The sequence below is a fragment of the Roseovarius nanhaiticus genome (assembly GCF_900156535.1).
GTDB lineage: Bacteria > Pseudomonadota > Alphaproteobacteria > Rhodobacterales > Rhodobacteraceae > Roseovarius > Roseovarius nanhaiticus.
Window position 1 is genome coordinate 1,184,062 of sequence record NZ_FTNV01000001.1, and the last position, 13,615, is coordinate 1,197,676.

The following is a 13,615-nucleotide window of genomic DNA, read 5'->3' on the forward strand; positions in this document are numbered from 1 at the left end:
AACTCTCCGTTGCAACGCCCGCGGCCTCGCCTCTTAGCTGGTTTCGCGGATTGGATGTTCTTCAGGTAGCGAGGTACTTCTCGCCGGTCAAGTCGGCCGGCGCTCGCCTCTAGAATAGGAAACGGAAAGCTTTGTCTGTACGCGTGTGCAATGACACAACGTCTTGCATGTCGAGGGGAGGTAGGTAGCTATGCCTTGTAGGTTGTTGTTCAGTGAGCAGCGATGACCTGAGATAGATAAATTTTTAGTGTCGCGTGCATCTTGGGAGTGGGACAGGACACGAAGGGCCTCTCTGGAGCTTCGGGCCAGTCGTTCGAGCGGTATGATTCGACACTTATATTCAGTGGCTATCTTCGACTAGCCTAGGGCAAACCGCAGTTCGCGAGGTGGTTCAGTCGCTTGATCGGACCGAGCGTAGTAGCTGTTGCGCAAGTGACAAGTCAGTACCGGCCCTTATTAATAGGGAACCACATAACAGGTCCAGATGCTAGGATCGCGGTCTATTCTTCCCCGAAGAGACGCTCCTCAAGTGCATGAATTATAAGCGCTTCTATCTCGGCAACGGACAGGAGTTTCTCTTCTGCGAGGCGGCGGACGAGGTGCTCGATACGATTGTTCTTAGGGCCGAAGAGATACCAATCGTGGAGCTGTTGAGCATCTGGGTGACGGACGGGCGCAGCAAGAGTGCCGTCTTCCAGCAGCATTCGGCGAATTTTAGCTAGTCGCAGTGCTAGCGACTTTTTTGTAGGCACGAGGGCGCCCTCCATGCTCTGGCCTCGTGACCGCTCGGAGAGGTGAGCTCGCCCGGAGCAGGTCGGCCACTGTGCGTGATTGCAGCTCGCAGAGGGCGTTTCGGCTCACGGACACACTAGTGCCGAGCCAAGAGCCCCCAAATCATCGGTTGAAGAATGCTACGATTTCATTTTTGATCTAACTCGTTCGCCGCGCTCAATCCTACGTTGTAGTTTAACTCCGGTACCGGTGCTTGCTGAAGGGCGTCCGCCCGCCATCGCATGTTCCGTTTGAGAGGAGGGCGCTCCAGCATTGCGCGAAGAGTTTGCATTGGCTGATGCTGTGGGGAAAGCACGACTGGTTTGTGGCAACCGGCTTGAGGGCAAGAACCTCTGGATACTGCCTCCGACTGTAGCGGCGGCCCAGCCAGCTTGCAGATTCCCTGAGATCATTGGAACGATGAATGGGATGGCGACAACCATCACGAGGGACAAGATCACGACGCCAAGGAAAGGCACCATCTTGCCTGCCTTGTCGGCAGTATCGATAGACCCGAGATCACTGACCAGAAGCGTTGTTAGACCGAAGACCATAGAGAACACGCCGGCTATCACCACCGGGTAAAGCGCGAAGCTTGCCAGAGAGGAAACCCAGCGGTGGAAATAGTCCTTAGTCACGTCAAACATCGAGCAGAGGATCATGATCGGCGCCAAACCAACCAGTAGCGTGATCATCATTTTCGCAAGAACCAAAACAGCTCCGGCCAGCCCGCCCACTATGGCAATCAGGGCCATGAAGAAAACGCCCATCAGCGCCTTGCTGACCCTCGACATATGGGAGGCGGCTTCATTCCCGTATTCCGCCAGCCGGTCCATTTGCAGATCAAACCGCGCCGCGAAGTAGGCCGACCCAATCGCATCCTCGCCGGTCGCTGAGCCAATCAGGCTGCCAGCGAGCTCGTCTAGCCCGTCAATCAGGTGCTGGCTGACGAAGTTGAAGTTCGCCCAGTTCAGCGCGAACGCCTTGATCAAGCTGATCTTGAAGAGCAGCACCAGCATCTCTCGCCCGTCCATGGGCCGAATTTGCCATGCCATGTTGATGAAGAGCGCAATGATCGCAACGGTCGCGGCCCCCATGATGATCGTGCCGGAGATCTCTGCTACGGCGGCGAACTGCGAAGTTGCGACGGTATCGAGGCCCTTGTCGGCTGCTTCTACGATGAATGTAACGATCCCCATCAATCAGCCTCCTGACATTGTTCCCGCAGTGCTGCGCGAAGGTTCGAAATGACAGGGAAATACTCGGCGTTGGCCCAGGTTAGATGAAGGCTGTCCGTTGCCTGCGGATCAGCGAAGTCAAGCGCGTCGAACTCCTCTTCGATGCTGGACCAGTCAGGCCAGAGTGCGTCGCAGGCACATGAGCCCGCCTCCAGCGCCGCCTGGTGTCTTCGCAGGGAATAGAGGTCATCTGCGGCGGTATTGCGCCATGCATCGCGGAATCCGCTGTAGGTCAATCCATCCGGGCGCTGTCTGACCGTGCAGCCGTAGCGATCTGTTCGGGCAGAGCTGGCGGAAAGTAAAGGCGTGACCGTGTCTGCGTAGACGGGGCCAGCTGAGGCGATCAGGATGAGCGTGGTGAGCAATTTCATGTCGGTTTTCTCCGGTCAGTCGGCGCTTCGAGGTGATTGGTCGATGTGTGTGAAGTCGCAGCTCGGCGCCGCGCTCAGCCAACCTTGGATCGCGGCGAGATTGCCGTGTTCGCTGAGCACGATTTCCAGCCCTTGGCGAAAGCCCTTCGGGCATTGGTTTGCGTAGCGGCGGGCCTGCGCGCCCAGCTCAAAGGCATAGCTGTCGTCCCAGCTTGCCCCGCTGCGGATCAGCACCCCGATACGTTCCAAGGCGTCGAACGCGCGATCACTGCCTGGACGCCATGCCAACCATGGGTTCACCGGGAAGCGCGGATTAGTGTCGGAGCGCATGGGCATCCTCCCTGTCGTCGCTCAGCGCGTCTCGAGGAGCTTCTTCGCCCTCTGCGCCTGTTCCATGCTGTCGTTGAGCTGCGCGGAATCCGGCATCCAGGCGCTCAACGCTGCGGCCAAGGAGAGCTGTGATCTGAGCAACACGATCACGGAGCTGCGTAACCCAGCCAGTTCCGTGCGCGTCTCCTCGCCGGAGCTGGTCAATTCCCGCGCGGATTCCTTCGAGGCTTCCGTCAACCGCTCGACGCAGCTCAGCAATTCGCGCTCTAACGCTGTCAGGCCATGCATCGCTCACTCCTTCGGCAGAACGAGACAGTCCACCGGCTCCCCCGCCAAGTGGCAGCGGTCCAGTTTCGCCCGGCCATCGCGTGGGATCAGGTATGTCGCCTCGGGACGGTCGATCACTCGCAGCCCCATCGTGTTCAGGTTCGGCATCAGCCAGGTCATGACCGACCATGTCGAAATCCCAGTGCTGATCATCAGGCAGCAAGCTACCAATGTCGGCCACATCAGGGCTTTCCACTCTGGCCGTGCTGCGTTCGCGCTCTGCCGCATGAGGTGCTTCCTCACGCGCAGCTGGTAGCCTTCCGTATCGGTCTTGATTGTAGCCAGCGCGTTTTCGGCAATGCCCTTCAAATCGGTCCTGAAGCTCTGCAACTGTGCGTCGATCGAGGCGGCGTTCTCGGTCCTGATCCGCTCCATGTCCGCGTTCAGCTTCTCGCTCAGCCGTTGTTTCGGCTCTCCAGTTTTCATGAAAACACGTCCCTTTAAGTCTGAAATTTTCTTTTGAGATTGGATCGACGACCGAGACAGTGTTGCCTCGCTGCCGATTGACCTCGTACCCCGCGTCCTGAAATGCGGCGATCAAGGTCGCACGATCCGTGATGAGCCCGACCGAGATATGATCACGTAACCAGTCATGGATTTCTGCCCGGGCCTGCTTCCGCTCCGCTGACTCCCTGACTTCTTTGAAGTCGAGCCTGCGTGTTGCATCCAGAGGATCGGCCCATCCATAGGTTCCGTTCATCAAGTCGCGCAGGCTGTCGAAGGCGCGTTCGTAGCCGGGCGGAGCGATGTTGAGGCTGCGTCCGCTATAAAGCTCCATCCGGGGGGTGCAGAAATGCAGCTCGACGCGGTCCTCATGGGTGTGGCGCACCCACAGGCAAGCGTACCGGTCAACATCGAGCCCGGCGAAGGCGATCTCCTCGAAGCGGTCGATGACCTCCTGCTGCTGGTCTTCGGAGGGGGCATCCTCGTAGGCGAAGCTGACGACACCGGCTCGATAGGTCCACTTGTGTGGGCAGGCATCGATCAGGTCGATCATGCCCTGGGGATCGCCGCGCACGATCTCTGGCAGCGGCTCGCGCGTTACACTCATGGGCTGGCCGGACGCATCGCGGCTCAGATCGCGGTTGTCGTCATAGGCAAGCACGGTGCGGGCGGTCAGGTATTCGACCGGCCCCGCACCGCCGCCTTTGCCGTTGGGGAAGAATTTGATCAGCATCCGGGCGGCCTCCGATGCTGTGCAAGGACTTCCATCAACCGCCGCTCGATGCCCACCAGCGCCGCCGCCACGCGCAGGGCTTCGACCTCGCTGGACCGGCCCGCGCGGGTCGCCGTATTCAGCCAACGCGCGATCTGATTGAGGTTCCCGCCGTAGCGCGCCACAGCCAGAACGAGAGAAGGGTCAACGCGAGGCGCGGGTTTGCGCCGCCGCGACTGCGTGGCCCACAGGGCCTCCCGCAGAAGCTCGGCGGCAGACAAACCCGCCGCTTCGGCTTTCGCTCGAAGCGCGGCTTTCTCTTGCGCCGAGCATCGGAAAACGAAGGTTTCCGTGCGCGGCTCCTTTGCGCGGCCTAAGGCCGCGCCGGTGGGGTTCGAAGGGGAGGCTTGCCTCCCCTCGCAAGGCCCCGTGTCAGAAGCGCCAGCGTATGACATGGGTCGCCTTGCTCCTTGCTCAGACTGCTTGATGTTCGAGGTCACCATGCCACCTCCGCACGGCGAAGCTCCGGTTCAGAAACCAGACCGCGCGACAGCAGCTCACCAGCCTGATTGCGCGAGATGTGCTGGCACATCCAATTGCGCTCGCGGACCCACCCGGCAAGCTGACGAAAATGCTTTGCCTCAAGTTCAGCGGCGTCGATCTGCGCTGCACGGGCCTCCTCGACAAATCGTTGCCAACGGCTTTCTCGGAACCAGTTGTCGGAGAAGCAAACCTTCGAGCGAGTGTAGCCTTCGGTCTCTGTCGCGTAGGCATTGACTGCGCGGATAAATTCCTCGGTGGTGGTGCCGTCCTTGATGGCCCGCTCGAATTGCTGCCGGCAGGTGATCTTGTTCCGACGCCGATCCGGCGGATAGGTGGCCCATGCTTTCTCGAAATCCTGATCCTCCGCCTCGCGCGTGTCCGCCCGCGTAGGTGGTTTCTGGATGGTTTTAGGATGGTTTGGGGTCCGCTCTGGACCCGGTACCCCGACCGCTGCGGACCCCGTTCTGGGGTCATGCGGAACCCCGTCCGCTGTGGGCCCCGTCGAAAATTCGGGTTCGTCGTCCGGTTCGGAGATCGCCTCCAGGCCGTTCACCACGCCCAGAACGATCCTGTAGATCACCGTATAACCGTTCTTGCAGGGGCGCCGTCCGGTCTCGACCAGAATACCCTCGCGCAAGAATTCGGTGATCGTCCGCTTGACCGTCGACTCGCCTAGCTCGGTATGGCGCTGGACGGTCCCTTTCGAACACCAGATACCAGACCCATCGTCGCTAGCCTTGTCGGCCAGGAACATGATGATCTGCTTGCGCACGGGACTACCGAAGCGCCTCTCGGCGCAAAGGTTTGCGACCTTCCAGCTCATACGCCGTCTCCAGCGTTTGCAGAGACATCGGCTTGCGTGGTATGGATGAAGGGAAGCTGACCGGCTTCTTTTATTTGGACCCTGCTCGCAGTTGCCGCTGCGACAGGGTCTTTTAGCTTCTGGACACGATGAGATCGCAGAGAAGCGGTTGAAACTTTCTCGCTAAGTTCACTGTCTGTCCGGGGGAGGTTTGAAACACAACCCCATTGATTTCTTTCAATTTCTTGACGGATTGCAAATCCGTGTACACCGGTTCGATTCCGGTACTCGCCTCCATTTATCCCCCTTTAGACTCAGCCTAAAAACGCCTCCAGGCGTTGCTCGGCCACCGTCAGATCACGTGTTCCACTTGGCTCGGGCAAGGGACGCGGCGAACGGGCGAGGTCGAGGACGTCGGGATGGACATAGCTGTTTCGCGCGATGGCGGGCGTGTTGTGCAAACGCTCGGCGGCGGCTTCGGCCATCGCCTTGATCGTTGGCGTTTCCAAATCCATCGCAACACCGAAGGCCGCGACCGTGCCGGACCATGTGCGGAAGGTTTTGGCGGTCAGGTTCTCGATGCCGCCCGCCTCCGAAAGATAGGTGTTCAGGCTGGCCGAGGTGACGCGCCGGGGTTCGCCGTCGTCGCCCAGCCAAGTCAGAAGCTCGGCCCCCGGCAGGTCGCGGATCCGCTCAAGTGCTTTCATCAGGCGCGAATCGGCCAGTTGGCGGCGGATCTTTTTTCCGCCTTTGCCAGTGTACGAGATTCGCAGCCGTCCTTCGGAAAACCGCACGTGCCGGCCCTTGAGCGTCAGTGCGCCATATGTTCCGTTCTCGCGCGTGTACTCGGGATTGCCGACACGCAGCGACAGCCGGTCGATCATCGCGGCGGCAGCGGCCACCGCGAAAGCTTCCTCGCCGGGCTCTTCGGCCAGATCGCGGCGGATGCGGCGGCGGATACGGGGCAGGGCTTGCGCGAACTCGGGCAGCTGAGAGAATTTCTGAGCCGCCTGCAACGCGGTCCATTCGGGGTGATATCTGTATTGCTTGCGCGCGCGGGCGTCCTGTCCGGTGGCCACGAGGTGTCCATCCTTGAACGGCGATATCCACACCTCTTCCCACGCGGGCGGGACTGCCAACGCCTTGAGGCGTGCGCGTTCGGCGGCATCGTCGATCCGGCTGCCATCCATCGCCAAATAGCTGAATCCCCGCCCGCAGCGCCTGCGCCGAATGCCCGGGCGGTCGTCAGGGTAATAGCGCAGAGACGGGGGCAGATCGGTCATTGCGGGCTTTCTTCGGCAAAGATGTCTCGGGTGTGCGGCGCGCCTGTTGCGCGTGTCACCCCTCCGAAACGGGGCGCGCACCCGGCGGGTTCCCGCGATAGGGGTTCATCGCGCGCGCCTTCCGGGAACCGCGGTGCGCTGCGGCGGGTTTTGACCGTAGCAGATGCGCAGGATGGCGCATCGTCCGTTCAGGAGGCTTTTATGACACAGATCCCTTCAAACCCCTTGCCCACCGGGCCCACGCCTGGGCCGCGACCCGGCGCTGGGCGCCCGCCAAACCCTGGCCCTGCCAATCCCGGCCGTCCGGATCCACAGCGCCCGCCTTCGGAAATCCCCAACGATCTGCCGCCGGAAGATGTGCCGCAGCCCCCGTCCGAGGCGCCTAACGATCTGCCAAACGAGGTGCCGCCTGGCGCGCCGGACGAGGTGCCGGCGCGCTAGCCGTTTTAACGCAAGCGGCGCAGCAATTCAGGCGAAGGATCCCCGGTAGCAGGAAGACCCTGACTGGATTGATAAGCGCTGATGGCCGCGCGCGTGTTGGGGCCAACCACACCGTCCGTGCCGCCGGTATCGAACCCGCGGGCCGTCAGACGTTGCTGCAAGGCGATGCGGTCATCCTTGGTCAGGCCCGTTTCGTCCGGCGGAAATGCACTGCGCAGAGGCCCGGCGCCGCCGATCCTGTCGGCAAGATGGCCCACGCCGATCGCATATGAATCGGAATTGTTGTAGCGTTTGATCGCGCGGAAGTTGCCGGTCACCGCAAAGCGCGGGCCGCCCGCTTGGGGCTGAATGATCGTGCCGGATGCGCTCTCGCCCGGCAAAACCTCCCGGCCCCACGATGTCCCGCGGCTCCAACCGTTCTTGGCAAGGTAAGCCGCGGTCGAAGCCAGCGCGTCCGAGGGGTCCTCGGACCAGATGTCGCGCCGCCCGTCGCCGGTGAAATCGACGGCGAAAAGTTCGTAGGACGTCGGGATGAATTGGGTATGTCCCATCGCGCCTGCCCAGCTACCGGTCATGCGATCGGCACTGATATCGCCGTTCTGGATGATCTTGAGTGCCGCGACGAGCTGCTTTTCGAAAAACGCGCCGCGCCGCCCGTCAAAGGCCAGTGTGGAGGTGGCCGAAATGACGGGCACATCCCCGCGCCGTTCGCCGTAAAAGCTCTCAAGCCCCCAAATCGCCGTGATGATCCGCGCATCGACGCCGTAGCGCGATTCGAGCGCATTCAGCGTGGCGCGGTGCTTCTGGAAAGCAGCCCGGCCCTTGGTTACACGTTCGTCCGAGGCAGCGATTGAGAGGTAATCCTCCAAGGTGCGGTTGAATTCGGTCTGATTGCGGTCCCGCTTGACCACGCCCGGCAGGTAGCCAGTGCCGCGGAACGCCGCCGACAATGTGCTGCCCGAGATACCGTAGCCACCCGCGCGGGCGCGAAACGACGCGACCCAGGCGTCGTAGGCGGCATTTGGGACGGGACGCAGATCATCCGCCAAGGCACTGGACGCGCGGGCTTCGGACGCGCCGGCCATGCCCAATCCGCGCATGTCACCGCAGGCCGAGAGCCCCAAGGCCCCAAGGCCGATGGTGAAACTGCGTCGCGACAGGCAGGGCGTGCTTGCCCGCCGAGCCTGAAATGGGGTGGTTTTGTGAAAAATCGTCATGCCTGCCTCGCTTTGATGCTGTTTTGCGGCCAATCCTAGGGCAGTATCGGCCGAGGCAAAAGTGGCTGCGCGATGCGGCAGAGGATTATCGCCGCCGCGCCCTGTTGCGGCTGCCGTTTTGGGCCGGTGCGGCGATGCACCGCGTATCCGCGCCAAGGGTCACAGCGCCGTTGCCCATGCACGGGTTCTGTGGCAAACCTGACGCAACAATTCGAACGGAAGAGTTTAGCCATGACCGACTACGCCGCGCGCCGCACCATGATGGTCGACACGCAGGTTCGCCCTGCAGACGTCACCAAGTTTCCGATCATCGACGCGATGCTGAGCGTGCCCCGTGAAGCCTTTGTGCCGCGCGACATGCGCGAAGCGGCCTATATGGGCGAGAACGTCAATCTGGGCGGCGGACGTGTGGTGCTGGAGCCGCGGACATTGGCCAAGATGTTGGACGCGCTCGACATTCGCGGTGACGAGCTGGTTCTCGATGTGGGCAGCGCGCTGGGTTACTCGTCGGCTGTGATGGCCCGCATGGCCGAGGCGGTCGTCGCTCTGGAAGAGGATGAGGCGATGAGCCAGGAAGCGCAGACGCTGCTGCTGGAGCATGGCGCCGACAACGTGATCGCGCACACTGCGCCACTGGCCGAGGGCGCGCCCGAACATGGCCCCTATGATGTGATCGTCGTCGAGGGCGCGGTTCAGCATCTGCCCGACGCGCTGACCGCCCAGCTCAAGGAAGGGGGACGTATCGCGTGCCTTTTCATGGAAGGGGCCTTGGGGGCAGTACGCATCGGCTATAAACTGGGCGACCAGATGACGTGGCGTTTTGCCTTCAACGCAGGCGCGCCGGTACTTCGCGGCTTTGAAAAACACGCCGCCTTTACGCTTTGAGCGCGCGCGCGCGCCGCATAACCCAATCCGGCGCGATAATCGCGCCTCACATGACGCCACGCACAGAAACCAGCATGGCCAGAAGGACGACAGCGATGATGGTGCGATCCACGAAGGCGCAAGGCAACGACCAGTGCAGCGATCCGTTGGCCAGGCGCGCGCGGCGCAGCTGGCTGGGCCGCGGGATCATTGCCGCCTTGGCACTGACCGTGATGGTGCCCGCCGCGCAGGCCGATACATTGGCCGACGCGCTGGCTGGCGCCTATAACACCAGCGGTCTTTTGGAGCAGAACCGGGCGCTGCTGCGCGCCGCAGACGAGGATGTAGCGACAGCCGTCTCGGCCCTTCGCCCTGTCATTTCGTGGACGACCGACGTCACCAGCACCTACAGCCGGACGCGCGGCAACACCGGCGCGGCTGCGGCATTGGCAAATGGCAGCTCGCGGGCGACCAGTCTCAACGCCGGCATCACTGCCGAGTGGCTGCTGTATGATTTTGGCGGCACGTCGCTCCGGATCGACTCGGCCAAGGAGCTGGTTCTGGCGACACGCCAGTCGCTGATCGGAATTGAACAGCAAGTCCTGTTGCGCGCGGTGCAGGCCTATATGAACGTCGTTCGCAACACGCGCTTCGTCGCGCTGCGCCGCAATAATGTTCGTGTCATTGGCGAATCGCTGCGCGCCGCGCAGGACCGGTTCGAAGTGGGCGAGGTGACGCGTACGGACGTCGCGCAGGCCGAGGCGCGCCTGGCGCTGGCCCGTAGCGATCTGGCGCTTGCGGAGGGCGATCTGGAGCAGTCGATCGAGGAATACGTCGCCGTCACCGGCAGACGTCCCGGCGCGCTGTCGCAGCCGCCCAGCCCGCCGCGCCTGACCCGGAGCGAAGAGACAGCCAAGCAAGTGGCGCTTCGCACGCATCCCGACATGCTTGCCGCACAATTCAACGTCTCGGCGGCCAAGCTGAACGTCCTTGTGGCCGAGGCCGCGATGCAGCCCCGGGTCACCTTCGGTGCCAGCGTCGGCGTCAGCGAGCGTCTTAACGGGGGCGCCGAAACCGACACCAATCGTCTGAGCCTCGGCCTGAGCGGACCAATCTATCAGGGCGGCGCGCTCTCGTCGGCCAAGCGCCGCGCCTTCGCGCAGCGTGATGCGCAACTGGGCATCTTGCATCAGACCCGCGACCGGATCCGCCAGAACGTGGGGGTCGCCTATGCCATTCTCGAATCTGCCCGCGCGTCTGCCGCGGCCTCGGCCGAGCAGGTGAGGGCGGGCCGCATCGCATTTGAGGGCGTCAACGAGGAGGCCAATCTGGGCGCGCGGACCACGCTTGACGTGCTGGATGCCGAGCAGGAATTCCTCGACGCGCAGGCCAATCAGATCTCGGCCGAGGCCGATCTGGTGATCGCCGCCTATGCCGTGCTGGAATCCACCGGCGAATTGACCGTGCGTGATCTGAACCTTGCGGTGCAGACCTACGATCCCTCGGCCTATTACAACCTCGTCGAGGGTGCCCCGGCGGCGCTGAGCGAGCGGGGACAGGCCCTGGACCGCGTGCTGCGCAAGATCGGAAACCAGTAAAACTGCGCCTATCTGTTGTGCGAAAGCCGCGGCGTCGGTAAACTGACAGGCGAGGCAAGCAGCAAGGGCGATAAAAATATGTCCGATCCCGTAACGAATGTGGAAATCGAAAATGTGCTGTCCTCGATCAGGCGGCTCGTTTCGAGTGACGCACGCCCGGCAAATGGCGCCTCCGCCGGGATGACAGCGCAGACCGATAGGCGGACTGCGCAGACATTCGCCGCCGAGAAGGCCGGGAACGCCGCGCCCGATGCGTCGGCTGAACCCGAAAAGCTGGTTTTGACCCCATCGCTGCGCGTCGACGATGCAGCGCCGGCGCCGGGTGATGCACCGGTGACCCTTTCTGATGATCTGCGCGTCGATCTTGGCGGTGACGCGCCTGCGGATACTTCGGATCAGGACATGGCCGATGCGGGCGATGATTGGGACGATCATGTCGACGCGCCCCAGCCCGAGGAGGAGGCGATGCAAGCCCGCCTTGCCAGGCAGGACAGCGCGCCCGACGAGATGGCCGAGCTGGACCGAACAGAAGAGACGGGCGACGGTTCTCCGGCGGGTGACACCGAAGGCTGGCGCCCCGAAAAGCTGAAGCTGCGCGTTGCCGAGCTGGAAGAGGTAGTCGCGCGCCAAGCCGACCAGTGGGAGCCGGACGGCCCCGGCGAGGATGCCAATTCCGGCGGTCCCGTCGCCCCCCTCCCGTGGGAAGATTACATGCCTGACGGCGAAGACGCGCCCGGCGAGCCGGGCAGCGATAACGCAAAAGAGCGCCAAGCCGAGAGCAAGGCCGGGAGCGCACCTGAAAAAGCCATTGAGGACGCGATTGCCAAGGCCGCGATGCCGAAGCCGGCCGAGGCCGAAGAGCCGTCCAAGGCAAAGGCCGCCACTACCCCGGAAGATGAGCACATCCCGGATAATTTCGTCGCCGAAGAGGCGGGGGACACCTCCGCTGCGGCGCGCGCCACCGATGATGACGAGACCGACTTTCTCTCGGGCAATGACGAGTTTCTGGACGAGGATGCGTTGCGCGATCTGGTGGCCGATATCGTCCGGCAGGAATTGCAGGGCGCGCTGGGCGAGCGGATCACGCGCAACGTGCGAAAGTTGGTACGCCGCGAGATCCACCGCGCGCTGGCCAGCCAGGAACTCCAGTGATCAGATGATCGGCGCCGCCAGCGACAGCAGGCGGTCCACGTCCAGATGCGCCTCCAGATGATCTGCCAGCGCGTCCAGCGCCGCTTCAACCCCGTCTTCGAATCCCAGCTGCGAGACAGTGCCCATCTCGGCCATGTAGGCACTGCGAAAGCCGTCTGAGGCCAAAAGCCCGTGGATGTACGATCCGCGCACCAAGCCATTCGCGCTGCAGGCGCCCTCGGGCGCGCCGGCCATGCTCAGCCAGGCGCGCGCCGTATCGGGGCCGGTGGTGTGGCCCATATGGATCTCGTACCCGGTGATCGCGGCGCCGCTGGCCGGATGATGTCCGGCGGCAAGCGCGAGACGCTTTTGAGGCTGCATGACCGTCTCGACATCCAGATGGCCAAGGCCAGGCACAGTGCAAGCGGGCCCCTCGACACCGCCCGGATCCGACACAGCGCGCCCCAGCATCTGATACCCTCCGCACAGACCCAGCACAGGGCGCCCGCGCCGGATATGCGCGGCCAGATCGATATCCCAGCCCTCGGCGCGGAACGCGGCCAGATCAGCGATGGTCGATTTGGTGCCGGGGATCAGGATCAGATCGGCCTCGGCGGGTAGGGGGCGGCCCGGTTCGATCATGCGCACCGTTACGCCCGGCTCGGCGCTGAGCGGGTCGAGATCGTCGAAATTGGCAATCCGTCCCAGCCGCGGCACGGCCACGATGAAATCACCGCCGGGGCGCTCGACGATGTCCAGCGCATCCTCGGCGGGCAGGCGCCAGGCATCGGCGAACCACGGCACCACGCCGAGGGATGGCCAGCCGGTCCGCTCCTCAATAGCCGTGAGCCCGTCGTCAAAAAGGCGCGGATCGCCCCGGAACTTGTTGATGGCAAAGGCTTTGATCAGCGCGGCATCGGCAGGTGCCAGCACCGCCTGAGTGCCGACGATCTGCGCGATGACGCCGCCCCGGTCGATATCGCCGACAAGGACCACGGGCACGCCCGCCGCCTCGGCAAAGCCCATATTGGCGATGTCCCCGGCGCGCAAATTGATCTCGGCGGGGCTGCCCGCGCCCTCGACCAGGATGAGATCGGCGGTGGTGGCAAGGCGCCCGAAGCTTTCCAGCACCGCGCGCATCAGGCTGGCCTTTCGCTCGGGGTAGGCGCGCGCCTGCCAGCTGCCGATCGCCCGGCCCTGCACGACGATTTGCGCGCCTGTCTCGCTCTCGGGTTTCAAAAGAACCGGGTTCATATCGGTATGAGGGGCGCGCCCGGCGGCGCGGGCCTGAAGCGCCTGCGCGCGGCCGATTTCGCCGCCGTCTGTCGTCACGGCGGCATTGTTGGACATGTTCTGCGGCTTGAAGGGCGCCACGCTTAGGCCGCGCCGCGCGCAGGCGCGCGCGAGGCCGGCCACCAGCATCGACTTGCCCACGTTCGAGCCCGCTCCCTGGATCATGATCGCGCGGGCCATCTGCCTCTCCTTGTGCCGCCTTGCCAAGAGCTATCCCACCCGCAGAACAGGAAAAAGCCCTGCCGCGACG

General features: G+C 63.2%; 14 protein-coding genes. 4 read left to right on the forward strand and 10 right to left on the reverse strand.

What is annotated here, in order from left to right; genetic code table 11:
• Positions 1-533 precede the first annotated feature (533 nt).
• The gene (locus tag BW975_RS05665; RefSeq protein ID WP_076531740.1) at positions 534-722 is read left to right on the forward strand and encodes a hypothetical protein; all 189 of its coding nucleotides are present in this window, start codon (positions 534-536) and stop codon (positions 720-722) included.
• A 189-nt stretch (positions 723-911) separates the two neighbouring features.
• Here the strand turns inward: BW975_RS05665 and BW975_RS05670 are convergent, their stop codons facing one another.
• From BW975_RS05670 to BW975_RS05705, 9 genes are all read right to left on the reverse strand, one after another.
• Entirely contained in the window at positions 912-1,970 is a 1,059-nt protein-coding gene (locus tag BW975_RS05670; protein ID WP_076531742.1) for a TrbL/VirB6 family protein, read from the reverse strand.
• Positions 1,970-2,380, reverse strand: coding sequence for a hypothetical protein (locus BW975_RS05675; RefSeq protein WP_076531744.1), 411 nt, complete (start codon positions 2,378-2,380; stop codon positions 1,970-1,972). Before BW975_RS05675 ends, BW975_RS05670 begins: the two co-directional genes overlap by 1 nt.
• A gap of 15 nt (positions 2,381-2,395) precedes the next feature.
• Positions 2,396-2,710 (reverse strand): hypothetical protein, encoded by a 315-nt coding sequence (locus tag BW975_RS05680; RefSeq protein ID WP_076531747.1) that lies wholly within the window; start codon positions 2,708-2,710, stop codon positions 2,396-2,398.
• A 21-nt stretch (positions 2,711-2,731) separates the two neighbouring features.
• Positions 2,732-2,998, reverse strand: a complete 267-nt coding sequence (locus BW975_RS18210; RefSeq protein WP_244512573.1) for a hypothetical protein — start codon at positions 2,996-2,998, stop codon at positions 2,732-2,734.
• A gap of 3 nt (positions 2,999-3,001) precedes the next feature.
• Positions 3,002-3,463 carry a hypothetical protein gene (locus BW975_RS18215; RefSeq protein ID WP_244512572.1) on the reverse strand — a complete coding sequence of 154 codons (462 nt, stop codon included), beginning with the start codon at positions 3,461-3,463 and terminating at the stop codon, positions 3,002-3,004.
• Between the two features lie 744 nt (positions 3,464-4,207).
• Complete coding sequence (locus BW975_RS17795; RefSeq protein ID WP_335743492.1) at positions 4,208-4,696, reverse strand: plasmid mobilization protein; 489 nt, start codon at positions 4,694-4,696, stop codon at positions 4,208-4,210.
• Complete coding sequence (locus BW975_RS05695; protein ID WP_076531751.1) at positions 4,690-5,559, reverse strand: hypothetical protein; 870 nt, start codon at positions 5,557-5,559, stop codon at positions 4,690-4,692. Before BW975_RS05695 ends, BW975_RS17795 begins: the two co-directional genes overlap by 7 nt.
• A gap of 293 nt (positions 5,560-5,852) precedes the next feature.
• Positions 5,853-6,821 (reverse strand): DNA topoisomerase IB, encoded by a 969-nt coding sequence (locus tag BW975_RS05700; protein WP_076531752.1) that lies wholly within the window; start codon positions 6,819-6,821, stop codon positions 5,853-5,855.
• Between the two features lie 446 nt (positions 6,822-7,267).
• The gene (locus BW975_RS05705; RefSeq protein WP_076531753.1) at positions 7,268-8,479 is read right to left on the reverse strand and encodes a lytic murein transglycosylase; all 1,212 of its coding nucleotides are present in this window, start codon (positions 8,477-8,479) and stop codon (positions 7,268-7,270) included.
• 231 nt (positions 8,480-8,710) lie between these two features.
• On the opposite strand from BW975_RS05705, the gene BW975_RS05710 reads away from it, so the two are divergent.
• The 3 genes from BW975_RS05710 (at position 8,711) to BW975_RS05720 (ending at position 12,093) form a co-directional block, all read left to right on the forward strand.
• Entirely contained in the window at positions 8,711-9,364 is a 654-nt protein-coding gene (locus BW975_RS05710; RefSeq protein WP_076531755.1) for a protein-L-isoaspartate O-methyltransferase family protein, read from the forward strand.
• Between the two features lie 95 nt (positions 9,365-9,459).
• The gene (locus tag BW975_RS05715; RefSeq protein ID WP_244512509.1) at positions 9,460-10,941 is read left to right on the forward strand and encodes a TolC family outer membrane protein; all 1,482 of its coding nucleotides are present in this window, start codon (positions 9,460-9,462) and stop codon (positions 10,939-10,941) included.
• A 78-nt stretch (positions 10,942-11,019) separates the two neighbouring features.
• The gene (locus BW975_RS05720; RefSeq protein WP_139194217.1) at positions 11,020-12,093 is read left to right on the forward strand and encodes a hypothetical protein; all 1,074 of its coding nucleotides are present in this window, start codon (positions 11,020-11,022) and stop codon (positions 12,091-12,093) included.
• Here BW975_RS05720 and BW975_RS05725 read toward each other — a convergent pair whose 3' ends face one another.
• On the reverse strand, positions 12,094-13,545 hold the full coding sequence (locus BW975_RS05725; RefSeq protein WP_076531759.1) for a cobyric acid synthase: 1,452 nt from the start codon (positions 13,543-13,545) through the stop codon (positions 12,094-12,096).
• Between the last annotated feature and the right edge of the window lie 70 nt (positions 13,546-13,615).